Genomic DNA, 21,380 nt, shown 5'->3' on the forward strand with positions numbered 1-21,380 from the left:
CGTACGGCTTGTCCCTATAACCTTGGTAGGTTATAGCAATGAGAATACAGTGCTGTTTGTTGTGACAGACTACGACCTGAACTTTACTTCCTCCAGATTCTGAGACGCTGTCGACATCGACAACGCCTCGTACAAGTCATGCCTGATGACCATAGCAAGTCGGTCCCACCCCTTCCCATCCCGAACAGGACCGTGAAACGACTTTGCGCCGATGATAGTGCTGCAACCAGTGTGAAAGTAGGTTATCGTCAGGCTAGTTATAAGAGAAAAACCCGCTCAGTGATCTGAGCGGGTTTTTTTTCGTCTGTTGGTTTGTATGAGCCGATGGCTGATCAGCCGGTGGGCCGGCGTGGACACAAGTGTCCACCCTACGAACCCACGGCTATTCAGGACTCAAACGCCCCAGAGGATGTCGCACTTGTTGTCGCGTGCCGCACGCAGCATCTCGAGCATCGGGTACGCACGCGTCGAGAAGCTGACCATTTGTACTTGCTCGTGGTCTGGATCGTCGTCGTCTTCGCCCCGGTGCGCCTTGATATCCTGCTCGACCAGTTCGGTCGACGGATGCTTGCGGCTCTCTTCGATTTCATGCTCGAGCAGCGTCACGGCGCGCTCGGCTTCGGCCGAGGTGATGACGCCGATTTCCGGCTCCTTGTTGAGCAGGTCAAGAATCCGTTTTGCGTGATCCTGGTACATCATCACGTCGGGATACGCCTTGCTTTTGAAAGTGATTAACATAATGCATTCTCGTGTGTTTTCATCGTAACTAAACGATAACACGAGTGCCGCTTGCGGTCATGCCGCGCACGCTGCTAGCGGACGCGGTGGCGCAGCAGCCAGGCAAGCGGTACCGTGCCAAGGGCAATCGCTGCCGTCGCGCCCAGTATGCCGGCAAGTGCGATACCGACCGGCGCCGTGCCGAGCGCACGCGGCAGCAGCAGGGCGAGTGCCGCCCATGCCAGCAGGCTGCACAGTTCGAGCAGGACCGTCGCAATGCTGCGTTTTCCCCGGTTCTTGAATTCGCCACGCGGCGTCGGTCGGCCCGTCCATACATTGACCAGTGCCGCACTCAGGACGGCACCACAGACGGTTGCCGCCGTAACGACCCCGGCCAGCGGCGAGCGCACGGTCAGCCACAGCAGCGGCAGCACGACCAGTGCGAAAACCGGCGTCACGGCGGCCGCCAGTTTCGCCATCCGTACCGTGCGCGACTGCGCCGGCGCCGTTTGCAGCAGGTCGGGCGCGTCTTCCGCCAGCAGGATGATCCAGGACAGGGAAGCGCTGAGCGAACCGCACAGCATCGTCAAACCGCCGGCAATCGCCGGCAACTGCAGTTCGTCCTTGCGGAATACCAGCAAGCACAAGGGAAGAAGATATAGCAGCTGCAGCAACACCTGCGAAATGAGATGCGGGTCGCGCCGGACCAGGCGCCATTCCTTGACGATGATGAGCGCTACCAGGCTGCGCTCGAAGCGATAGCGTACCGGCCCCGTCCGCCTGGGCGCCCGTTCGCTACTTGCCGCCTGTTGCAGGCCGCGCACGAAGGACCGGTGCGTCGCGTGCACGGTCAGCACCGCGGCGAGCAAGCCGAGCCCTGCGATGACGGCCACTGGCTCGGACTCGCCCAGCGCGGCGCGTGCCGGCAGCAAAAGCAGGCTCTGCGGGTCGAGCGATTGCGCGGCAGCCATCACCCTGGCGATCGCCGACGGCGCCGGCCCATCCTCTTGCGAGACCAGCGTGCCGGCCTGCGACAGCAGGAACAAGAAGGCGCCGGCCAGCGCACCCAACACCTGCGCCACGACACGGGTACGGCGCGCGCCGAGCAGGCGTACCAGCACCAGCGTTAACAGCATCGCCGTGGATGCCGCCAACACAGCCAGCGCGCACAGGACGGGATAGATTGCCATCCAGCGTAATTGCCCCAGCACTAGGCCGACATGGGCAACGGGCGCCAGGAAGAACAGGTAGCGTCCGGCGACACTCAGCGCCATTCCCGCCAGCTTGACGCCGAAGATACTGCGCGAGGGCAGGGGCGAGGACAGCAGCAAGTCCATGTCTCCACGTTCGAACAATGTCTCCACGCTCGCCTTGAGCGCGCTCGAGAGCATGAAGAGGAAGGTTGTCAGCAGCATTGCGCTGGCTGCGACGACGAATTGATGGGGCAGGGCGCCGGTGCCGGGACCGAGTTCGCGCAGCAGGAAGAAAACGCCGACGTGCAGGCCGGCCCAGGCCAGCAGGCCACCGCCCAGCACACGCCAGTTTGGCCGCCGCGGCGCACCCGCTTTGCCGGCGGCAACCGTCGTGTACCAGAACAACCGCAGTTCATGGCGCAGCAGCCAGGACGTACTGCCGGGACGCAAGTTCACGCCGAGGTTCACGCCGGTCCCGTCAGGCGCAGGAACATCTCTTCCAGTGTCGCACCGGGCGTGGCCACGCGCAACTCGTCGAGCGTCCCCTGCGCGATCAGCCGGCCGTGCTGGATGATGCCGATGCGCTGTGCCAGGCGCTCCGCCACTTCAAGGATATGGGTCGTCAGGATCACGGTACCGCCACCGGCCACGTGCGCCAGCAGCAGGTCCTTGACCTGGCGCGCGGCGCCGGCGTCGAGTCCGGTCAGCGGCTCGTCCAGGATCAGCAATTCCGGCGCATGGATCAGGGCCCCGGCCAGCGCCAGCTTTTGCTTCATGCCGCGCGAAAACCCCTCCGTGAGTTCATGCGCGTGCTGCTCCAAGTCGAGCCAGGCGAGCAGCTCGCGCGCCCGCGGCGCGGCCACCTTGCCGTCGATTCCCCACAGGCCGGCCACGAATTCCAGGTATTCGACGGGTTTCAGCTTGCCATACAACATCGGCTCGTCCGGCAGATAGGCGATGCGGCGCTTGGCCGCCGCCGGATCGGCCGCCAGGTCGATGCCGAGCACCTCGATCCGCCCCGCATCCGGCGCGACCAGGCCGGCCACCATGCGCAGGGTCGTCGTCTTGCCCGCGCCGTTCGGCCCCAGCAGGGCATAGAATTCGCCGCGTCCGACCGTGAGGTCCAACCCATCCACGGCGGGGCGGCCGAAATGTTTGCTCAGTCCGGCGAGCACTAACGCAGGCGTCCCCGTCATCACAGCAGTTTGAACGAAGAAATGAACTGTTCAACGTGTTCCGGCGTCATTGCATTCGCCTTGCCCATTACCACCACTTGATAAAAACGCTTGCCGTGCGCCTCGAACCGGCCACGCAGCTGCATGGGCTGGCCGTTCGCGCTGCCGACCGCATCGATGTCGACCACGCTGTCGGGGCCGGCAGGTGTGCTTTCGCGCGCGACCTTGGCGCCGATATTGCGCACGAGCGCCGTCTTCATGGCGGCGACCGCGGTCTGGGCGCGCGCCGCATCCGGAGCGATGCCGGTTCCGACGGCAAAGGTCACGCCTTCGACCTCGGCCGCCGTCATCGTCATGTCCACCCGCATGCCGTCCAGGTCGACGCTGCGCGTGTGCGTTGCCGGCTTGGCCGGGAACATGATCCGGTACGGCGCATCGGGACTGCTGTAGTCGCGCCAGTTATAGGTCGGGTTGCAGCCGGCCAGCAGCAAGGTAGCCGCCAATGGCAGCGCACAAAATAGTCGTTTTTGCATGCGTCGATGGTAGCAGGGCGGCCGGCCCCGCGCTACCTCGGCCGGAACGCTCAGCGTTCGTTCAAGCCGCGCCGGTACTGCACCGCTTCGGCCATGTGGGCGCCACCGATCACCGGCGCATCCGCCAGGTCGGCGATCGTGCGCGCCACTTTCAATACGCGATGATAGGCCCGCGCCGACCAGTTCATCAGCGACATGGCCGAGCGCAGCGTCCGTTCACCCAGCGGGTCGAGTGCGCAATGGCGTTCGATCTCGTGCGTGTTGAGGCGCTGGTTGGGCTTGCCCTGGCGTTCCAGCTGCACCGCATGGGCAAGGGCGACCCGCGCGGCGATGCCGGCACTGCTCTCGCCATCGGCACGCGCACTCATTGCATCGGGCGACATGGCGTTGACTTCGATCTGCATGTCGATGCGGTCGAGCAGGGGACCGGAAATGCGGTCGCGGTAGCGCAGCGCACTCTCGCTGGTACAGTGGCACTTACCGGACGGATGGCCCTGCCAGCCGCAAGGGCAGGGATTCATGGCGGCGATGAGCTGGAAGCGCGCCGGAAAATCGGCCTGCTGCGCCGCGCGCGAGATCGTGATGCGGCCCGACTCGAGCGGCTGGCGCAGCACCTCGAGCACCTTGCGGTCGAATTCGGGCAGCTCGTCCAGAAACAATACGCCGCAATGCGCCAGCGAGACTTCGCCCGGACGCGGCACACCGCCGCCACCGACCAGGGCCACGCCCGAACTCGTATGGTGCGGGCTGCGAAACGGACGCACGCGCCAGCGCTCGGCCGAAAAGCTGCCGTTCAGCGATTGCACCGCAGCTGCTTCCAGCGCTTCCTCGTCCGTCATCGGCGGCAGCAAGCCGGGGAAGCGTGCCGCCAGCATGCTTTTACCGGCGCCGGGCGGTCCCATCAGCAATAGCGAATGGTTGCCCGCCGCCGCAATCTCGAGTGCGCGCTTGGCGTGCTGCTGGCCTTTGACGTCGGAAAAGTCGGGATAGCGCACCGGCTGTCCGGGACGCTCGTTGCGGTAGCGGTCCAGCCGCGCACCATCCTCGACGGCGGCGAAATGCGCGCACACCTGCAGCAGCGTGTCGGCCGGATAGATGGCAGCGTCGGTCACCAGCGCGGCCTCGTCGGCATTGGCGCGCGGCAGGATGAATGCGCGTGCCTTGTCCGCACCAGTTCGTCCAATCGCAAACGTCATCGCCAGCGCCCCGCGCACCGGACGCAGTTGTCCCGAAAGCGACAGCTCGCCGGCGAACTCGTAGCGGTCCAGTTCCTTGGCCGGGATCTGGCCCGACGCCGCCAGGATCCCGAGCGCGATCGGCAAATCGAAACGGCCCGACTCCTTCGGCAGGTCGGCCGGCGCCAGGTTCACGGTAATGCGCCGCGCCGGCATCTCGAAACCGACGTTCTGCAAGGCGGCGCGCACTCGGTCTTTCGCCTCGCGCACCTCGGCATCGGGAAGGCCGACGATCGTCAGCCCGGGGAGGCCGTTGGCGAGGTGGACTTCGACGCTGACGGCGGGGGCTTCCATGCCGGCGAGGGCGCGGCTTCTCAGGACTGCTAGACTCATCTCGTTCCTTCAATCGCATCAATACGGTTGCGACATGGTAGGAGCACTGGCGAGTTGCAGCTTGAGGCCAAACAGGCGTGTCATTGCTCGGCAGGAGCCGCTCGCTGTACAGCTGTCATCCGGCATCGGGGCTACAGCAAGGCGATTCGATCACAGGACACAGAGGCAATGACAAAAACAAACGAGGCGCTGGCGGCTGAACTTCAATGTGTGCTGGACGGTATGGCCAAGCTTCAGGACGTGCTGGATAACCCGGTAAATCAAGGCGACGAACTGCAAAGCTGCTTCCACGGGTTACAGCATTTCCTGGCCGACGAAGACATACGCGCGAAGGACGGCGCGTACCGACAAATGCAAGAAGCCGAAATGCGCAAGCTCATTCGGCTCCTGCGCTCGGGTGCCGATTGCAGCTTGCTCTCTACTGTTCACTTTCTGGGTACGTCGGGTGGGGCGAAGGTTTAACGCTAGGAGAAGCTCAACGTGGTGCATGTGTGCCGACGCTGGTCAGTCCCGGCAATGCGTTGGCAAGGTGGGCTTCGACGCTGACGGCGGGGGCTTCCATGTCGGCGAGGGCGCGGCTGCGTAAGACGGCGAGACTCATTGGACTCCCTTATGCAGGCAATGCGAAGTCGCCACATCATAGGAGCAGTAAGCAGTATTCGTTTGCGCAAGAGCAGAGCCGCGCAACCTGCTTGCGCCCCCAAGCGCCGCGTTATCATGCCGATATTGTTCATTGACAGGGGACGCTTTTATGCGCGATACCGATGCAATCGATGCATGCGCCTATCTTTACCTGGAAGAGATCGGAGAGCCAAGCGATAACGAATTGCGGTTGAAGATTGTCGAGGCCAAGTCAGACGGTGCACCGGGCTCGGTCGATGAGCGCAATGAAGCACTCCACGAAATTTTGAGTACGGCATCCAGAATCGAATCTGGTTCAGGGTGCCAAATATTCGAACTCTACTGGCCGAGCTATGTGGCGTATTCGGTCCGCAACGAAAGCTTTTGCTTAGTCGATGCGTACGAGGAGTTCGATGGCAGGCTCTTCGTCAGGTATGCGCGCTCGCGCTATCTGGATTTTCTGGTGAAGGCGACCTTTGCCGATGCGAGCTATCCAGGACCCTTCGTCCATTATGGGATTTTTTGTCTTAATCACATCATCGACGTCGTATCCCTCGATGCCCCGGTCGTGAGGGTCAGCCTGCAGTCCTGAATGGCATAGGTGTGATCATACGAGCCGGGCGTTTTTATTGCGGGGCTGCAGAAACGTTGTACCGCGTGGAGTCAGGACTCCACCCTACGATCTCAGGTGCACGTAGGGTGGAGGGGGCGCCGAGCCTCCCGACTCCACGCGTTGTACGCATGCGTTCAGCTACCGAACGCCGGCCCGGCCAGCTCCAGCAAGTGCTCCCGCACCCCCACCGGCCACTCCGCGACCAGGCTGTTAAATCGCTCCCCATCCCCCGCGAACAGCGCCCGCGACGCCTCCTCGAACCCCGGTGCATCCCCCATCAGCTCGTGCATGAAGCGGTAGGCCGCGTCGCGTGCTTCGCGCATCGTGTCGGCATCGCGTGCATCGCGCGACGCGTGCTCGACCAGCTTGCGCAGCGCCACCGAGGCGCCGCCGGGCTGCTTCGCCAGCCATTCCCAATGGCGCGGCAGCAGGGTCACTTCGCGCGGCACCACGCCCAGCTTGGGGCGGCCGGCGCTGCGCATGGGCGCACGCGGAATGCGCTGCAGTACTTCTTCTTTGGTACCGGTGAAATTGATTTCGACGGGACGGCTGGTCGCCGCATCGAGCAGCGCGATCGAACGGTCGGTGCCGCCGTCGAGCGCCGCCTTGACGGCGCGCACGACAGCGACGAGTTCGCCCTTGGCCAGCAGTTCGGTTCCGGCGAAGGCGATGCAATGACTCGGCAGCATGGGATTCTCCTGGAGGCGCGCGCCAGGCTGGCACGCATGCGGAGATATTACCCGGATAAAAATAAGACTGCAATAATATCCGGGTAAAATTGATGCGGTCAGCGGTCCAGCAGCGCTTCCACCTTGTCGGTGACGTCGATCTGCGGCCGGTGCCAGATCGTGCGCGTCAGGACCACGTCCACGCCCTGGCGGGCGGGCAGGGCTTGCACGATGTCGTGGATGCGTATGGCAAGCGCGGTGCGCTCGGCATGCGTGCGTTCGGCAAAATCATCCTTGATGCGCTCCTGGGCGCGGCGCACGGTCCGTTCGAGCTCGCCCACCGCGCGCGAACGGACCAGTTGTTCACGGTCGTCGAGGCGCGGCGTATCCTGGGCCAGCTTTTCCGACATCTCGCGCAGCTGACGCAGCTGGGCCTGGATCTGCTGGCGCCGCGGTGCGAATTCGGCCTCGATCCTGGCGGCGGCGCTACGTGCGCGTTTCGACTCGCCCAGCAGGCGCTCGACGTCCACCACGACGATCCGCGCCTCGGGCGCGCGGCCGGCGTCCTGGGCGTGGGCCGGGACGGTGCATGCCAGGCCGAGCGCAAGGCAGAGCGCAGGACAAAGCGCAATTCGGTGCGCATACGTCACATACTTGTTCAATGAATTTCCTTCGGTTGTGGGCCGGCCGCACGCACACTGCCGGGCAGCCGGATTCCACGATGGTATCACCGCGCCGGCCCGGCCGGAACGACAACTCAGCCGCATTCCCCCACATATTGGCAGTTGTCGCAGCGCGTACAGCCGTCGCTCTTGCGCAACGCACGAGCGCCGCACTCCGGGCATTTGGCGCCAAGCGCCCGCGGCTCAGCCGCAGCGGGAATGGCCACGGCGTCCTGCGGCGCCGTTTCGAGTGTGGCCGTCCTCGCGGCCAGCTGGCGCGCCAGCTGCGCCACCGGCACGCCATTGCCCTGGCTGTCGAGGAAGCCGCGTCCAATCAGGATCCGCTGCAGCATGAAGCCGACCGCCGCCGCCTCGGAGTCGTGGAACACGGGCACCCGGGTGCCGTCTTCGCGCGTGAGGAAACCGCAGCGCACCGGTCCCTTTTCCCAGACCACGTCGCGCATGTCGGCCAGCGCTTTCGCGATCGGCCCGCCGGCGCGCGCTAGCATCGACAGCAGGCGCATCGAGGAAGTGATCCACTGCTGGCCGTCGCTGCGCTGGTTGGCCGGCATGAAGAATTCGAAGGGACGTTCGATCGTTACCGGCACGCCGTCGGCCATGCCCTCGACGCGGATGAAGCTCACCGTCAGGTACAGGGTCTTGCGGCCTTCCTGGGTTGCGTACTCGATCTTCGAGGTGACCGAATCGAGTTCTCCCAGCGGCCGCCCTTCGAAGCGCTTCCTCAGCGGGTCTTCGTCGGGACAGGCGGCGGCGTCGGTCGACGGGCTGGCGCCGAGCACGCTGCCCAGCACCGTGTTCGGGCGGTAGGTCGCCAGTCCCTTCAGGCCGGCGCGCCAGGCTTCCAGGTAGAGGCCGCGGAAATCGTCATACGGATAGTCGGCAGGTACGTTCACCGTCTTCGAGATCGAGGTATCGATGAAGGGCTGGACGGCTTCCAGCATGCGCAGGTGGTCGTCGGCACGCATCTGCAGCGCGGTCACGAAAGCCGGCGACAGCGCACCCTCCGGCGTGGCCTCGGGGTGGAGGCGCCGGTACAGGCGCCAGGCATGGTCCTGCACTTCGTAGGCGCGCATTGCATCGTCGGGCATGCGCTTCCTGCGCTGGTAGGTCCAGGAATAGGCCGGCTCGATGCCGTTCGAGGCGTTGTCGGCAAAGGCGAGGGCGATGGTACCGGTCGGTGCAATCGACAGCAGGTGCGAGTTGCGGATGCCGTACGTGCGGATGGCTTCACGCAGCGCGGGCGGCAGGCGAGATACGAAGGCGCCGTCCAGGTAGCGCGCGGCGTCGAACAGGGGAAAGGCGCCTTTTTCGCGCGCCAGTTCAATCGACGCCCCATAGGCTGCATCGCGCAAATTCTCTGCGATCTGCGCGGCCAGCGCGCGGCCTTCGGGGGCGTCGTAGCGCAGGCCCAGCATCACCAGCGCGCTGCCCAGGCCCAGGAAGCCGAGGCCGATGCGGCGCTTGGCGCGCGCTTCCGCCGCCTGCTGCGGCAGCGGCCATTCGGTGGCATCGAGTACCAGGTCGAGCATGCGTACCGCGATGGTGGCCACGTCGCGCATGCGTTCGAGGTCGAAGCGGGCCCGGGGCGTGAACGGCTGATCGACGAAGCAGGTGAGGTTCAGGGAGCCGAGATCGCAGCAGCCATACGCCGGCAGCGGCTGCTCGCCGCAGGGATTGGTCGCGCGCAGCTGTTCGCAATACCACAGGTTGTTTTCGCCGTTCATGCGGTCGATGAACAGCACGCCCGGCTCGGCATGGTCGTAGGTCGAGGCCATGATGCTGTCCCACAGTGCGCGGGCGCGCACCTCGCGCCAGACCCACAGGCCATCCTCGCGCTGGCAGGCGCCGGCGGCGACCAGCTCTTCTCCGGGCTCGGCGCGGTGCACGAGGGAGAAACCGGCGTCCGTTTCCAGCGCCTGCATGAAGGCGTCGCTCACGCCCACTGAGATATTGAAATTCGAGAGGGCGCCGCGGTCCTTGGCCGCAATAAAACGTTCGATGTCGGGATGGTCGATGCGCAGCACGCCCATCTGGGCGCCGCGGCGGGCGCCGGCCGATTCGACGGTACGGCAGGAGGCGTCGAACAATTCCATGTACGACACCGGGCCGGACGCGCGCGAGCGGGTGCCGTGCACGACGGCGCCCAAGGGGCGGATGGCGCTGAAGTCGTAGCCGACGCCGCCGCCGCGGCGCATCGTTTCCGCCGCTTCGGCCAGCGCCGTATAGATGCCGGGCAGGCCGTCCTCGACGCCGGTGACGGAGTCGCCGACCGGCTGGACGAAACAGTTGATGAGGGTAGCTTTCAGATCGAGGCCGGCGGCCGAGTTGATGCGTCCGCCCGGGACGAAGCCATGTTCCATGGCCCACAGGAAGCGCTCGGCCCATTCGGCGCGCTGCTGCGGCGCCTCGTGCGCGGCGAGGGCGTGGGCCACGCGCCGGCGCACGTCGGCGACCGAGGTTTCATCGCCTTTTGCGTATTTTTCGCGCAGTACGTCGATCGAGACCTCTTGCGGGGGCAAGTCCGTGCCGATCAGTTTTTCTTTTGCATTCATGGCGCCGCTTTCGTTAACAACTACAGCATGCGCCGGGAGCGCTTACACCTTCGGAGCCGTCTCCGTCAGCCGCGCTTCCAGCTCGGCCACGCGCAGCTCGAGCGCTTCAAGCTTGGCGCGCGTCTTGGCCAGCACCTGGGCCTGGATGTCGAATTCCTCGCGGGTCACCAGGTCGAGTTTGGAAAAGCCCTGGGTCATCATCGCCTTGACATTGCGCTCGATGTCCTTGGCGGGCGAGCTTTCCATCGCCTGGTTGATCTTGCCTTGCAAGTCGTTGAAGAAATTATTCATGTCCATCAGTCCTGTTCGGCGAGGCGGCGCACCACGGTGGTGCGCGGCGACCTCGTTTAGTGCGTGGCGGCGCGTGTTGCCCGCAGTACGCACGAATTTGTGGTGATTAGCACCAAAAATGGGGCAAGTACGCAAGAAATCAAGCACATGCGACGCCCCGGTGAGCTGGCACGCATTCTGCTACAGGATGAATAAAGCTGCAACTCAAGCAACGAAGACACCACATCCATCCACATCCAGGGGAATCGTCATGAAGAGCAAGTTAGCAGGAAGTGCAGCAACGGGGAGCGCGTTCATGCTCGCGCTGGCAATGATGGCGAGTGTACAGGCGCCGGCGCAGGCCCAGGAGGCACCGGCAGCAGAGCATACGGTCAGCTTCAACGCCACGCTCACCAACGAATACCGCTACCGCGGCCTGTCGCAAACCCGCTTCGACCCGGCCCTGCAGGGCGGCGCCGACTATACCCATACCCCGTCCGGCCTGTACGTCGGCACCTGGCTGTCCACCATCAAGTGGACCAAGGACCTGGGCGGCGACGGCGACGTCGAAGTCGACCTGTACGCAGGCAAGCGTGGCCAGATCAACGAATACGTCAGCTACGACGTCGGCGGCCTGTACTACTGGTACCCGTCGAACGATCTCAATCCGAACGCGAACACCTTCGAGCTGTACGGCCAGATCGGCATCGGCCCGGCTTACCTGAAGTATTCGCACGCGACCAGCAACCTGTTCGGCACCCCCGACAGCAAGCAGAGCGGCTACCTCGACTTCGGCGCCAACCTGCCGATCGAATCCATTGAAGGCCTGGTGCTGAACATGCACGTCGGCCGCCAGCGCGTGAAGAACAACAGTGCCTTGTCCTATAACGATTACAAGCTCGGCTTCACCAAGGACTTCGGCTTCGCCAGCGTGGCCGTGGCCTGGGTCAAGGCCGACACCGAGGCCTATTTCGTTCCCGATGGACGCAACCAGGGCCGTTCGGCAGCGGTCGTGTCGATCTCAAAAACTTTCTGAAAGAGGCAATGCGATGAAACTGATTACCGCCATTATCAAGCCCTTCAAGCTCGACGAAGTGCGTGAGGCGCTGTCGGAAATTAACGTGCAGGGCATGACGGTCACCGAAGTCAAAGGCTTCGGGCGCCAGAAGGGCCATACCGAGCTCTATCGCGGCGCCGAGTACGTGGTCGACTTCCTCCCGAAAATCAAGATCGAGGCGGCCGTCGACGATGCCGTCATCGACCAGGTCATCGACGCCATCCAGGGCGCCGCGCGCACCGGCAAGATCGGCGACGGCAAGATCTTCGTGTCCGACCTCAACCAGGTCATCCGTATCCGTACCGGCGAGACCGGCAACGACGCACTGTAAGGGGATTTCCAATGAAACCAATGATGCACAAAATCCTCGCCGCTGCGCTGGGTCTCGGCGTGGCCTTGCCGGCCATGGCCGCGCCTTCCATCAACAAGGGCGACACCGCCTGGATGTTCGTCGCCACCCTGCTGGTGATCATGATGTCGATCCCGGGCCTGGCGCTGTTCTACGGCGGCCTGGTGCGCGCGAAGAACATGCTGTCGGTGCTGCTGCAAGTGTTCATGGTGTTCTCGCTGATTATCGTGCTGTGGTGCCTGTACGGCTATTCGCTGGCATTCACGGGCGGCAGCGCCTTTATCGGCGGTTTTGATCGCGCCTTCCTGAACGGGATCTACGATCCGGTGGCGGGCGTGTTCAGCATGGCCGGCACCTTCAGCAAGGAGACGATGATCCCCGAATTCATCTTCGTCGCCTTCCAGGGTACCTTTGCCGCCATCACCTGCGCCCTGATCGTCGGCGCCTTTGCCGAACGCGCGCGCTTCGCCGCCGTGCTGGCTTTCGTGGTGCTGTGGTTCACCTTCGGCTACCTGCCGGTGGCGCACATGGTCTGGTTCTGGGCCGGTCCGGACGCGATCACCGACGCGGCATCGCTGGCCGCCGTGACCGACGCCGCCGGCTGGCTGTGGCAGAAGGGCGCGCTCGACTTCGCAGGCGGTACCGTGGTCCATATCAACGCGGCAGTGGCTGGCCTGGTCGGCGCCTACGTGATCGGCAAGCGCGTCGGCTACGGCCGCGAATCGATGGCGCCGCACTCGATGACCATGACCATGATCGGCGCCTCGCTGCTGTGGGTCGGCTGGTTCGGCTTCAACGCCGGTTCGGCGCTGGAAGCCGGCGACGTCGCGGCGCTCGCCTTCATCAACACGCTGCTGGCCACCGCCGCCGCCACCATCGCCTGGACCATGGGCGAATGGCTCACCAAGGGTAAACCGTCGATGCTGGGCGCCGCGTCGGGCGCCGTCTCGGGCCTGGTCGCCATTACCCCGGCCTGCGGCTTCGTCGGCCCGATGGGCGCGCTGGTGATCGGCCTGGTCGGCGGCATCGTCTGCCTGTGGGGCGTGAATGGCCTGAAGCGCATGCTGCGTGTCGACGATTCGCTCGACGTGTTCGGCGTGCACGGCGTCGGCGGCATCGTCGGCGCCTTGCTGACCGGCGTGTTCGCCTCGCCGCAGTTGGGCGGGCAGGGCGTCTGGGATTACGTCGCCAACAAGGCCTCGCCCGACTACTCGATCGGCCACCAGGTCTGGGTACAGGCCCAGGCGGTGGGCGTGACCATCATCTGGTCGGCCGTGATTGCCTTCGTGGCCTTCAAACTCGTCGACCTCGTGATCGGGCTGCGCGTGCCGGAAGAGCAGGAACGCGAGGGCCTGGATATTACCAGCCACGGCGAATCGGCGTACCATGCGTAACACCGCGACCCGATCAGCATAACCAAGGCGCCCTGCGGGGCGCTTTTTTTATTCTCGTGCGCTGCAGCATTGCCTTTAAAATGGTGAAAATTGCCCCAAATAAGGGCATCGATTCCCAAGAAGCCCGCTTTTAAAGCCACGCTTTTAAAGCACCGCTTTTAAAGCACCGCTTTTAAAGCACAATAAGGACGCCCACTTTCATGGTTCCGCACCTCGCTACCGCCCTGACCGGCCCGCTGCTCGATTTAGAAAAAAAGATTCTCGACGCCACGCCGGCGATCGAGCGCTGGTTCCGCCTCGAGTGGCAGGAGCACACGCCGCCATTCTATTGCTCGGTCGACCTGCGCAACGCCGGTTATAAACTGGCGCCGGTCGACACCAACCTGTTCCCGGGCGGTTTCAACAACCTGGCCACGGAGATGCTGCCGCTGACCGTGCAGGCGGCCATGGCGGCGATCGACAAGTATTGTCCGGACGCGCGCAACCTGCTCCTGATCCCGGAAACGCAGACACGCAACCCGCATTACCTGCAAAACGTGGCGCGCCTCATGCAGATCTTCCGCCAGACCGGCCTGCACGTGCGCCTGGGTTCGCTCTCGCCGGAGGTGACGCAGCCGACCCCGCTGGCGCTGCCCGACGGGAACATGCTGGTGGTCGAGCCGCTGGTGCGTTCGCCCAACGGCCGCCGCCTGGGCCTGGCCGACTTCGATCCGTGCACCATCCTGCTCAACAACGATCTGTCGGCGGGCATCCCGTCGATCCTGGAAAACGTCCACGAACAGTCGCTGCTGCCGCCGGTCCACGCCGGCTGGGCAATTCGCCGCAAGAGCAATCACCTGAAAGCCTTCGACGAAGTGGCGAAGAAATTTGGCAAGCTGATCGACATCGATCCGTGGCTGGTCAACCCGCTGCATGCGAAGGTCGGCGACGTCGACCTCGAGCACGACCAGGGCACCGAGGCCCTGGCCGACGCGGTGTCGGCGCTGCTGTCGAAGATCAAGAAGAAGTACAAGGAATACGGCATGAAGGAACAAAAGCCCTTCGTGATCGTGAAGCCGGACGCCGGCACTTACGGCATGGGCATCATGACGATCAAGGACGCCAGCGAAGTGCGCGACCTGACGCTCAAGCAGCGCGCCAAGATGTCGGTGGTCAAGGATGGCCTGGCCGTCACCGACCTGATCGTGCAGGAAGGCGTGCCGACCTTCGAAAAGATCGACGACGCGGTGGCCGAGCCGGTGGTCTGCATGATCGACCGCTACGTGGTCGGCGGCTTCTACCGCGTGCACGCCGAACGCGGCATCGACCAGAACCTGAACGCACCGGGCTCGCAATACGTGCCGCTTGCGTTTGCCCAGCAGCACGCGGTACCGGATTTGAAGGCGAAACCGGGGACGGCGGCGCCGAACCGGTTTTACGTGTACGGCGTCGTCGCGCGCCTGGGCTTACTGGCGGCGTCGCTGGAGATGGAGCGGACAGATCCGAATCCGGAAGTGTATTGAAGTCTCGGGATAGGCTGTAGGGTGGGCGCCCTGTGCCCACGCGTAAACGTCGAATGGAGTTGGCCTCGCTTTAAGAAAGACCAGCCAACACGGTGCGAACGTCACGCGTGGGCACAAGTGCCCACCCTACGCCACCGTGGCCGTTTTACCGCTCCTTCTGCACCATGTACATGAAATGCGAGCGCAGCGGCGGCGCCAGGGCCGCCAGGGTTTCGCTCACCAGTGCCGGCAGACCGGCCAGTGCGCGGCCGACGGGCGGGGCCAGCAGCAGGGTCTGGTACTGCTGGCGGTGCCCTGGCCAGTAACTGTCGAGCTCGGCGCGCGTGACCTTGCGCACGTGCGGGTTGCGCGGGTTGTTGTAGCGGAAGTCGAAGACGAGGCACCAGCCGCCGGGTTTCAGCACGCGCCACATGTCGGCCGCGAGCTGCTGGCGCAGCTCGGGGTCGAGGATCGACGAGAGCACGGTTTGCGCGCTGACGAGGTCGGCGCTGGCCGCCGGCAGCGCATTCAGGGCGCCGCAATGCCAGTGTACGCCGGGCGCCGAACGCGGTTGGGCAAGGTCGAGCCGGTCTTGCTGGAGTTCGGTCCCGGTGAGGTTGGCGGGCGTCGCCCCCCAATCGATCAGCTGGCGCAGGAAGCCGCCAGTGCCGCAGCCGACGTCGACGGCGCGTACCTTGCCGAGGTCGGTGCCGACGGTATTGGCGAGCAGGCGCGACAATACGCGCAAGCGCATGGCGTGCTGGACCACGATGTCGGGCCGGTGCCAGGCGTAGCGCGCCAGCGCCGCGCCGCCGTGCCAGCTGCGATAGACGCTGGCGATGCGGTCTTGTTCCGCTTGTTGGTCGAGTTGAGCAGTCATGCGTCCATCGTCGCCCAGGCAATCGTGCTCCGGTTTGCGCGCGCTCAGGCGTCCTCGCGATCATGCACAATTTGCTCAACAGTAATGTATGCGTGAGGAAATCATGCGGCCAGGGCCGGCCAGCCGCGCGTATTCGGGATTCCGGCTAAAATCGAGGGCATTATCCAGACAGGACCCTCCATGAAAATCGCCTTCCTCGCCGATCCGCTCTCCGGTTTCAAGATCTACAAGGACTCGACCTTCGCCATGATGCGCGAAGCGGCGCGGCGCGGCCACGAACTCTATTTCTTCGAGCAGCGCCACATGGCGCTAGAGCAGGGCGTGGTCAGCGCCGAGGTGGCGCGCATCCACCTGACCGGCGAGCAGGACGTGTGGTACCGTGCCGACGACGCGGTCGATACGCGCCTGTCGGAATTCGACGCCATCATCGAGCGCAAGGACCCGCCGTTCGACATGGAATATGTCTACGGTACTTACCTGCTGGAACTGGCGGAAAAGCAGGGCGCGCGCGTGTTCAACCGCCCGTCGGCGATCCGCGACCATAACGAAAAGCTGGCAATCGGCCAGTTCAGCCAGTTTACCTCGCCGACCCTGGTCACGTCGTCGGAAAAGCGCCTGCGCGCCTTCCATGCCGAGCATGGCGACGTGATCTTCAAGCCGCTCGACGGCATGGGCGGCACCGGCATCTTCCGGGTGAAGGCCGATGCGATGAACCTGGGCGCCATCATCGAAACCTTGAGCGACAACGGAAAACGCACCATTATGGTGCAAAAATACATTCCCGAGATCGTCAAAGGCGACAAGCGCATCCTCGTCATCGGCGGCAAGCCGGTGCCGTTCGCGCTCGCGCGCATTCCGCAAGGCACCGAGGTGCGCGGCAACCTGGCCGCTGGCGGCATCGGCGTGGCCCAGCCGATTACCGAGCGCGACCGCGAGATCGCCGAGGCGCTGGGACCGATGCTGGCCGAGCGTGGCCTGTTACTGGTAGGATTGGACGTGATCGGCGATTTCCTGACCGAGGTGAATGTCACCAGCCCGACTTGCTTCCAGGAGATCACCGACCAGACCGGCTTTGACGTCGCGGCGATGTTCATCGATGCCGTGGAGCAGGCAACTAAGCAGGCATCAGGAAAATGACATGGTAGGTATTTTGCTCCTGACCCACGCACCGCTGGGCCAGGCATTCATCGCGGCAGCGGCCCACGTGTTTCGCGGGCCGACCGAGCGCGTCGAGGCGATCGACGTCGCCGCCGACGAAGACACGCACGCCGTCAACATCCGAGCGCGCGAGGCGATCGCGCGCCTCGACGATGGCGACGGCGTGCTGGTGATCACCGACATCAAGGGCGGCACGCCGTCCAATTGCTGCAATTCGCTGGCGATCGCCGGCCACGTGGAAGTCATCGCCGGCATCAGCCTGCCGATGCTGCTGCGCGCGATTACCTACCGGCGCGACACGCTCGACGTGGTGGTGGAAATGGCGCTGGCGGGCGCCCAGAATGGCGCAGTGCGGGTCGATAACCGTATCAGGGTAGGCCCGGGCTGATTTGATTCAGCAGTATCGAGGGTGCAGTTCTGACGATTGAAAAGAAAACGAGAACATGATTCAACAAGAACTTGAAATTATCAACAAACTGGGCTTGCACGCCCGTGCCTCCGCCAAATTCACCCAGCTGGCCGCGAAGTACAAAAGCGAAGTCTGGCTCACCCGCAATGGCCGCCGCATCAACGCCAAGTCGATCATGGGCGTGATGATGCTGGCCGCCGGCAAGGGCGCCAAAGTCACGCTCGAAGCCGATGGCCCGGACGAGGGCGATGCGCTCGCCGCCCTCGCGGGCCTGGTCAACGACAAGTTCGGCGAAGGCGAGTAATGCCGGAATCGGGCCGCTACCGTTCGGGACCCTCGATGGCGTCGTTCACGCTCCATGGCATTCCCGTCTCGCGCGGGATCGCGATCGGGCGCGCGCACCTGCTCACGCCCGCCGCGCTCGACGTCAAGCACTACCTGGTGCAGGTCGAGCAAATCGAAGCCGAAGTCAAACGCCTGCAGGATGCGATCGCCGAAGTGCACCGCAACTTGCAGGAACTGTGGACCGACCTGCCCAAGGACGCGCCGACGGAACTGGGCGCGTTCATCGACGTGCACGCCCTGATCCTGTCCGACCCGATGATTTCCGAAGCGCCGCTCGACATCATCCGTTCGCGCCACTACAACGCCGAATGGGCGCTGGTGACGCAGATCGACGAGCTCTCGGCCCAGTTCGACGAGATCGAAGATCCTTACCTGCGCGAGCGCAAGCACGACATCCAGCAGGTGGCCGAACGGGTGCTGAAGGTCCTGATGGGCACCGCCCTGTCGGTGCCGCCGGTGCTGGCCGGCGACGACGGCTATGCGCCGCAGATGGTGGTCGTCGCCCACGACATCTCGCCGGCCGACATGCTGGCCTTCCGCGACCGCGGCGGCGAATCGCGCTCGTTTATCGGCTTCGTCACCGACGTCGGCGGCCAGAACTCGCACACGGCGATCGTCGCACGCTCGCTCGACATCCCGGCGGCGGTCGGCATGAGCCAGGCCTCGCGCCTGATCGAGCAGGACGACTGGATCATCGTCGACGGCGACGCCGGCGTGGTGATCTGCAATCCGAGCCCGCTGGTGATGGAGCAGTACCGCGCACGCCAGCTGGCGTTAACCCGCGCCCGCAAGCGCCTGCAGAAGCTGAAGAAGACGCCGGCCGTGACCAGGGACGGCACCGCGATCAAGCTGATGGCGAATATCGAGCTGCCCGACGACTGCCCGCATGCGCTCGATGCCGGCGCCACCGGCATCGGCCTGTTCCGCTCCGAATTCCTGTTCATGGGCCGCGGTGCGCCCGGCTTGAAAGTGCCGGACGAGGATGAACAGTTCGAGCAGTACCGGCGCGCCGTGGTGGCGATGAAGGGCCGCACGGTGACGATCCGCACGCTCGACGTCGGCGCCGACAAGCCGCTCGACCCGACCGAGCACACGGCACTGAATCCCGCGCTGGGCCTGCGCGCGATCCGCTACTGCCTGGCCGAACCGCAGCTGTTCCTGACCCAGCTGCGCGCGATCCTGCGCGCGTCCTGCTTCGGCAAGGTGCGCATCCTGATCCCGATGCTGGCGCATGCCTTCGAGATCGACCAGACCCTGAACATGCTCGAGCAGGCCAAGGCCCAGCTGCGCGAACAGAACATCAAGTTCGACGAAGCGGTGGAAGTGGGCGCCATGATCGAGATCCCGGCCGCCGCGCTGGCGCTGCCGATGTTCGTGCGGCGCATGAATTTCCTCTCGATCGGGACGAATGACCTTATCCAATATACGCTGGCGATCGACCGCGTCGACTACGAAGTGGCGCACCTGTACGATCCGCTCCATCCGGCGATCCTGCAGCTGATCGGCATGACGATCGCGGCCGGCCAGAAGGCGGGCATCGACGTCGCCGTCTGCGGCGAGATGGCGGGCGACATCAAGCTGACGCGCCTGCTGCTGGGCATGGGCCTGCGCGAATTCTCGATGCATCCGGCCCAGCTGCTGGCGGTGAAGCAGGAAATCCTGAATGCGGATTTGGCGCAGATCGCACCGCGCATGCGCCGCATCATGCGCTCGATGGAACCAGGCGAAATCGCCGAAGCGGTCGAACAACTGCAACTCACCTGATTCACGTTATTCGTCATACACAAGGCGGCCAAGGTGTAGAAGAAGGCCGCCGAACACAGTCAAGAAAGTCTCATGGGATCCATTGGAATTGTTTCACCGTCAGCGATGCATTTCGCCGAGCCGCTGCGCCTGCAAAGCGGCGCCCAGCTCGGCGACTACACGCTGATGTATGAAACCTACGGCACACTCAACGCCGCGCGCTCGAACGCGGTGCTGGTCTGCCATGCACTGAACGCTTCGCACCACGTCGCCGGCAGCTACGCCGACGCGCCGAAAAACCTCGGCTGGTGGGACAACATGGTAGGGCCCGGCAAGCCGCTCGACACCGACCGCTTCTTCGTCATCGGCGTCAATAACCTCGGTTCCTGCTTCGGCTCGACCGGCCCGATGCACACCAATCCGGCCACCGGCAAGCCGTATGGCGCGGCGTTTCCGCTGCTGACGGTCGAGGACTGGGTCAGTGCCCAGGCGCGCTTGGCCGACCGCCTCGGCATCGAACAATTCGCCGCCGTCATGGGCGGCTCGCTCGGCGGCATGCAGGCGCTCTCGTGGAGCATCATGTTCCCCGAGCGCCTGCGCCACTGCATCGTGATCGCCTCGACGCCGAAACTGTCGGCCCAGAACATCGCCTTCAACGACGTCGCACGCCAGGCCATCCTCACCGACCCCGACTACCACGGCGGCGACTTTTACGAACACGGCACGGTGCCGAAGAACGGTCTGAAAGTGGCGCGCATGGTCGGCCACATCACGTATTTGTCGAACGACGACATGGCCGAGAAGTTCGGACGCAAACTGCGCAACGCGGCAGAGAATAACGACTACAAATTCGACTTCGGCATCGACTTCGAGATCGAATCCTACCTGCGCTACCAGGGCGATAAATTCTCCGAATACTTCGACGCCAACACCTACCTCCTGATCACCAAGGCGCTCGATTACTTCGATCCGGCGCGCGAACACGGCGGCGACCTGACGAAAGCGCTGGCCACCACGCGCGCGCAGTTCCTGATCGCCTCGTTCACGACTGACTGGCGCTTCTCGCCGGAGCGCAGCCGCGAGATCGTCGAAGCCCTCGTTTCCAACCGGCGCCAGGTGACCTACGCCGAGGTCGACGCGCCGCACGGGCACGACGCCTTCCTGCTGGAAGACGCGCGCTACATGGGTGTAGTGCGGGCCTATTACGACCGCATCTGGGACGAATCGGCGTTAAAAGCAGCAGGGGAGGCGGCATGAAATTCGAAGACCTGACCACGCTGCGTCCCGACCTCGCCTTTATTGCGCACTGGGTCGGCGACGGCGCCCACGTGCTGGACGTCGGCTGCGGCGACGGCGCCATGCTGCGCTACCTGGAAAAGGGCAAGCGCTGCACCGGCTACGGCATCGAGATCGCCGACGACAAGGTACTGGAAAGCACCCGCCGCGGCATCAACGTCATCCAGCACGACATGGAAGCGGGCCTCGGCCTCTTTGGCGACAATTCCTTCGACACGGTGCTGTGCCTGTCCTCGCTGCAGATGATGCAGCACGTCGAGGCGCTGCTGCGCGACATCGTACGCGTGGGCGCGGAAGCCATCGTCTCGTTCCCGAATTTTGCCTACTGGCCGCACCGGGTGGCGCTCTTGAAAGGCCGGATGCCGGTCTCGCGTTCGCTGCCCTACCAGTGGTACGACACACCGAACGTGCGCTGCGCAACCATCTATGATTTCAAGGAGCTGGCGGAAGAGTGCGGGCTCGAAGTGATCGAATATGTGGCGCTGGCGGAGGGCAAGCCGGTGAGCTTCTTGCCGAATCTGCGCGGGAGCCTGGCGGTGTTCAGGTTGCGCAAGAGGGCGAAGCGCACTTGACGGAATACTCATACGTGCGTTGAACGCGTGGGCGGGTTACCGCGGGGCCGCCTAGGCCCACGCGTTCAGCCAGCATTTGAGTATTCGCGCCGCCATTCGACGC

General features: G+C 64.3%; 22 protein-coding genes, 1 rRNA gene and 1 pseudogene. 13 read left to right on the forward strand and 11 right to left on the reverse strand.

Features of this window, described 5'->3' with window-relative positions:
• The first annotated feature begins 141 nt into the window (after positions 1-141).
• A 5S ribosomal RNA gene (gene rrf / locus IFT60_RS15630) occupies positions 142-254 on the forward strand.
• Positions 255-393: 139 nt separating this feature from the next.
• Here the strand turns inward: rrf and IFT60_RS15635 are convergent.
• The 5 genes from IFT60_RS15635 to IFT60_RS15655 all read right to left on the reverse strand — a co-directional run bounded on the left by IFT60_RS15635 (position 394) and on the right by IFT60_RS15655 (position 5,186).
• A complete protein-coding gene (locus tag IFT60_RS15635; protein WP_192053131.1) occupies positions 394-738 on the reverse strand; it encodes a DUF1840 domain-containing protein in 345 nt (114 codons plus the stop codon).
• Between the two features lie 74 nt (positions 739-812).
• On the reverse strand, positions 813-2,366 hold the full coding sequence (locus IFT60_RS15640) for a permease-like membrane multi-spanning protein (protein ID WP_192053133.1): 1,554 nt from the start codon (positions 2,364-2,366) through the stop codon (positions 813-815).
• An 8-nt stretch (positions 2,367-2,374) separates the two neighbouring features.
• Positions 2,375-3,046 carry an ABC transporter ATP-binding protein gene (locus IFT60_RS15645; protein ID WP_374000922.1) on the reverse strand — a complete coding sequence of 224 codons (672 nt, stop codon included), beginning with the start codon at positions 3,044-3,046 and terminating at the stop codon, positions 2,375-2,377.
• A 59-nt stretch (positions 3,047-3,105) separates the two neighbouring features.
• Positions 3,106-3,618 carry a hypothetical protein gene (locus tag IFT60_RS15650; RefSeq protein ID WP_192053136.1) on the reverse strand — a complete coding sequence of 171 codons (513 nt, stop codon included), beginning with the start codon at positions 3,616-3,618 and terminating at the stop codon, positions 3,106-3,108.
• 50 nt (positions 3,619-3,668) lie between these two features.
• Positions 3,669-5,186 (reverse strand): YifB family Mg chelatase-like AAA ATPase, encoded by a 1,518-nt coding sequence (locus IFT60_RS15655; protein WP_192053138.1) that lies wholly within the window; start codon positions 5,184-5,186, stop codon positions 3,669-3,671.
• A gap of 168 nt (positions 5,187-5,354) precedes the next feature.
• Here IFT60_RS15655 and IFT60_RS15660 point away from each other — a divergent pair, with 168 nt between their 5' ends.
• Complete coding sequence (locus IFT60_RS15660) at positions 5,355-5,648, forward strand: hypothetical protein (RefSeq protein ID WP_192053140.1); 294 nt, start codon at positions 5,355-5,357, stop codon at positions 5,646-5,648.
• A gap of 31 nt (positions 5,649-5,679) precedes the next feature.
• Here the strand turns inward: IFT60_RS15660 and IFT60_RS26825 are convergent.
• Positions 5,680-5,787: pseudogene (locus tag IFT60_RS26825) on the reverse strand (magnesium chelatase domain-containing protein); the annotation flags it as partial.
• 150 nt (positions 5,788-5,937) lie between these two features.
• Here IFT60_RS26825 and IFT60_RS15670 point away from each other — a divergent pair.
• A complete protein-coding gene (locus tag IFT60_RS15670; protein WP_192053142.1) occupies positions 5,938-6,399 on the forward strand; it encodes a hypothetical protein in 462 nt (153 codons plus the stop codon).
• Positions 6,400-6,554: 155 nt separating this feature from the next.
• Here the strand turns inward: IFT60_RS15670 and IFT60_RS15675 are convergent, their stop codons facing one another.
• From IFT60_RS15675 to IFT60_RS15690, 4 genes are all read right to left on the reverse strand, one after another.
• Positions 6,555-7,109, reverse strand: a complete 555-nt coding sequence (locus IFT60_RS15675) for a DUF2239 family protein (RefSeq protein WP_192053144.1) — start codon at positions 7,107-7,109, stop codon at positions 6,555-6,557.
• Between the two features lie 98 nt (positions 7,110-7,207).
• A complete protein-coding gene (locus tag IFT60_RS15680) occupies positions 7,208-7,750 on the reverse strand; it encodes an OmpH/Skp family outer membrane protein (RefSeq protein WP_192053146.1) in 543 nt (180 codons plus the stop codon).
• Positions 7,751-7,845: 95 nt separating this feature from the next.
• Positions 7,846-10,323: an adenosylcobalamin-dependent ribonucleoside-diphosphate reductase gene (locus IFT60_RS15685; protein WP_192053148.1), complete on the reverse strand. Its 2,478-nt coding sequence runs from the start codon at positions 10,321-10,323 to the stop codon at positions 7,846-7,848.
• A gap of 42 nt (positions 10,324-10,365) precedes the next feature.
• Positions 10,366-10,620, reverse strand: a complete 255-nt coding sequence (locus tag IFT60_RS15690; protein WP_136222310.1) for an accessory factor UbiK family protein — start codon at positions 10,618-10,620, stop codon at positions 10,366-10,368.
• Between the two features lie 244 nt (positions 10,621-10,864).
• On the opposite strand from IFT60_RS15690, the gene IFT60_RS15695 reads away from it, so the two are divergent.
• The 4 genes from IFT60_RS15695 to gshA all read left to right on the forward strand — a co-directional run bounded on the left by IFT60_RS15695 (position 10,865) and on the right by gshA (position 14,895).
• Entirely contained in the window at positions 10,865-11,629 is a 765-nt protein-coding gene (locus IFT60_RS15695; protein ID WP_192053150.1) for a TorF family putative porin, read from the forward strand.
• Positions 11,630-11,642: 13 nt separating this feature from the next.
• Entirely contained in the window at positions 11,643-11,981 is a 339-nt protein-coding gene (gene glnK, locus IFT60_RS15700) for a P-II family nitrogen regulator (protein ID WP_192053152.1), read from the forward strand.
• Positions 11,982-11,992: 11 nt separating this feature from the next.
• Entirely contained in the window at positions 11,993-13,393 is a 1,401-nt protein-coding gene (locus tag IFT60_RS15705) for an ammonium transporter (protein WP_192053154.1), read from the forward strand.
• A gap of 200 nt (positions 13,394-13,593) precedes the next feature.
• Positions 13,594-14,895, forward strand: coding sequence for a glutamate--cysteine ligase (gene gshA, locus IFT60_RS15710; RefSeq protein WP_192053156.1), 1,302 nt, complete (start codon positions 13,594-13,596; stop codon positions 14,893-14,895).
• A gap of 145 nt (positions 14,896-15,040) precedes the next feature.
• Here the strand turns inward: gshA and IFT60_RS15715 are convergent, their stop codons facing one another.
• Positions 15,041-15,754: a class I SAM-dependent methyltransferase gene (locus IFT60_RS15715; RefSeq protein ID WP_192053158.1), complete on the reverse strand. Its 714-nt coding sequence runs from the start codon at positions 15,752-15,754 to the stop codon at positions 15,041-15,043.
• Between the two features lie 180 nt (positions 15,755-15,934).
• Here IFT60_RS15715 and gshB point away from each other — a divergent pair, with 180 nt between their 5' ends.
• The 6 genes from gshB to metW all read left to right on the forward strand — a co-directional run bounded on the left by gshB (position 15,935) and on the right by metW (position 21,277).
• Entirely contained in the window at positions 15,935-16,891 is a 957-nt protein-coding gene (gshB, locus tag IFT60_RS15720; protein WP_192053160.1) for a glutathione synthase, read from the forward strand.
• Between the two features lies 1 nt (position 16,892).
• On the forward strand, positions 16,893-17,300 hold the full coding sequence (locus tag IFT60_RS15725; protein ID WP_192053162.1) for a PTS sugar transporter subunit IIA: 408 nt from the start codon (positions 16,893-16,895) through the stop codon (positions 17,298-17,300).
• A gap of 55 nt (positions 17,301-17,355) precedes the next feature.
• Positions 17,356-17,625, forward strand: a complete 270-nt coding sequence (locus tag IFT60_RS15730; protein ID WP_192053164.1) for an HPr family phosphocarrier protein — start codon at positions 17,356-17,358, stop codon at positions 17,623-17,625.
• A 35-nt stretch (positions 17,626-17,660) separates the two neighbouring features.
• A complete protein-coding gene (gene ptsP, locus IFT60_RS15735; RefSeq protein ID WP_192053397.1) occupies positions 17,661-19,430 on the forward strand; it encodes a phosphoenolpyruvate--protein phosphotransferase in 1,770 nt (589 codons plus the stop codon).
• Between the two features lie 72 nt (positions 19,431-19,502).
• Positions 19,503-20,666, forward strand: a complete 1,164-nt coding sequence (gene metX / locus IFT60_RS15740) for a homoserine O-succinyltransferase MetX (protein ID WP_192053166.1) — start codon at positions 19,503-19,505, stop codon at positions 20,664-20,666.
• A complete protein-coding gene (gene metW / locus IFT60_RS15745; protein WP_192053168.1) occupies positions 20,663-21,277 on the forward strand; it encodes a methionine biosynthesis protein MetW in 615 nt (204 codons plus the stop codon). Before metX ends, metW begins: the two co-directional genes overlap by 4 nt.
• The last annotated feature ends 103 nt before the right edge of the window (positions 21,278-21,380 follow it).

The sequence above is a fragment of the Massilia sp. CFBP 13721 genome (genome assembly GCF_014842025.1).
Lineage (GTDB): Bacteria > Pseudomonadota > Gammaproteobacteria > Burkholderiales > Burkholderiaceae_D > Telluria.

Bases quoted from the DNA above. Each gene is read 5' to 3' on its own strand.
- IFT60_RS15635 (WP_192053131.1), bottom strand. From the start codon at position 738: ATGTTAATCACTTTCAAAAGCAAGGCGTATCCCGACGTGATGATGTAC.
- IFT60_RS15650 (WP_192053136.1), bottom strand. From the start codon at position 3,618: ATGCAAAAACGACTATTTTGTGCGCTGCCATTGGCGGCTACCTTGCTG.
- IFT60_RS15655 (WP_192053138.1), bottom strand. From the start codon at position 5,186: ATGAGTCTAGCAGTCCTGAGAAGCCGCGCCCTCGCCGGCATGGAAGCC.
- IFT60_RS15660 (WP_192053140.1), top strand. From the start codon at position 5,355: ATGACAAAAACAAACGAGGCGCTGGCGGCTGAACTTCAATGTGTGCTG.
- IFT60_RS15670 (WP_192053142.1), top strand. From the start codon at position 5,938: ATGCGCGATACCGATGCAATCGATGCATGCGCCTATCTTTACCTGGAA.
- IFT60_RS15675 (WP_192053144.1), bottom strand. From the start codon at position 7,109: ATGCTGCCGAGTCATTGCATCGCCTTCGCCGGAACCGAACTGCTGGCC.
- IFT60_RS15685 (WP_192053148.1), bottom strand. From the start codon at position 10,323: ATGAATGCAAAAGAAAAACTGATCGGCACGGACTTGCCCCCGCAAGAG.
- IFT60_RS15690 (WP_136222310.1), bottom strand. From the start codon at position 10,620: ATGGACATGAATAATTTCTTCAACGACTTGCAAGGCAAGATCAACCAG.
- IFT60_RS15695 (WP_192053150.1), top strand. From the start codon at position 10,865: ATGAAGAGCAAGTTAGCAGGAAGTGCAGCAACGGGGAGCGCGTTCATG.
- glnK (WP_192053152.1), top strand. From the start codon at position 11,643: ATGAAACTGATTACCGCCATTATCAAGCCCTTCAAGCTCGACGAAGTG.
- IFT60_RS15705 (WP_192053154.1), top strand. From the start codon at position 11,993: ATGAAACCAATGATGCACAAAATCCTCGCCGCTGCGCTGGGTCTCGGC.
- gshA (WP_192053156.1), top strand. From the start codon at position 13,594: ATGGTTCCGCACCTCGCTACCGCCCTGACCGGCCCGCTGCTCGATTTA.
- IFT60_RS15715 (WP_192053158.1), bottom strand. From the start codon at position 15,754: ATGACTGCTCAACTCGACCAACAAGCGGAACAAGACCGCATCGCCAGC.
- gshB (WP_192053160.1), top strand. From the start codon at position 15,935: ATGAAAATCGCCTTCCTCGCCGATCCGCTCTCCGGTTTCAAGATCTAC.
- IFT60_RS15725 (WP_192053162.1), top strand. From the start codon at position 16,893: ATGGTAGGTATTTTGCTCCTGACCCACGCACCGCTGGGCCAGGCATTC.
- IFT60_RS15730 (WP_192053164.1), top strand. From the start codon at position 17,356: ATGATTCAACAAGAACTTGAAATTATCAACAAACTGGGCTTGCACGCC.
- ptsP (WP_192053397.1), top strand. From the start codon at position 17,661: ATGGCGTCGTTCACGCTCCATGGCATTCCCGTCTCGCGCGGGATCGCG.
- metX (WP_192053166.1), top strand. From the start codon at position 19,503: ATGGGATCCATTGGAATTGTTTCACCGTCAGCGATGCATTTCGCCGAG.
- metW (WP_192053168.1), top strand. From the start codon at position 20,663: ATGAAATTCGAAGACCTGACCACGCTGCGTCCCGACCTCGCCTTTATT.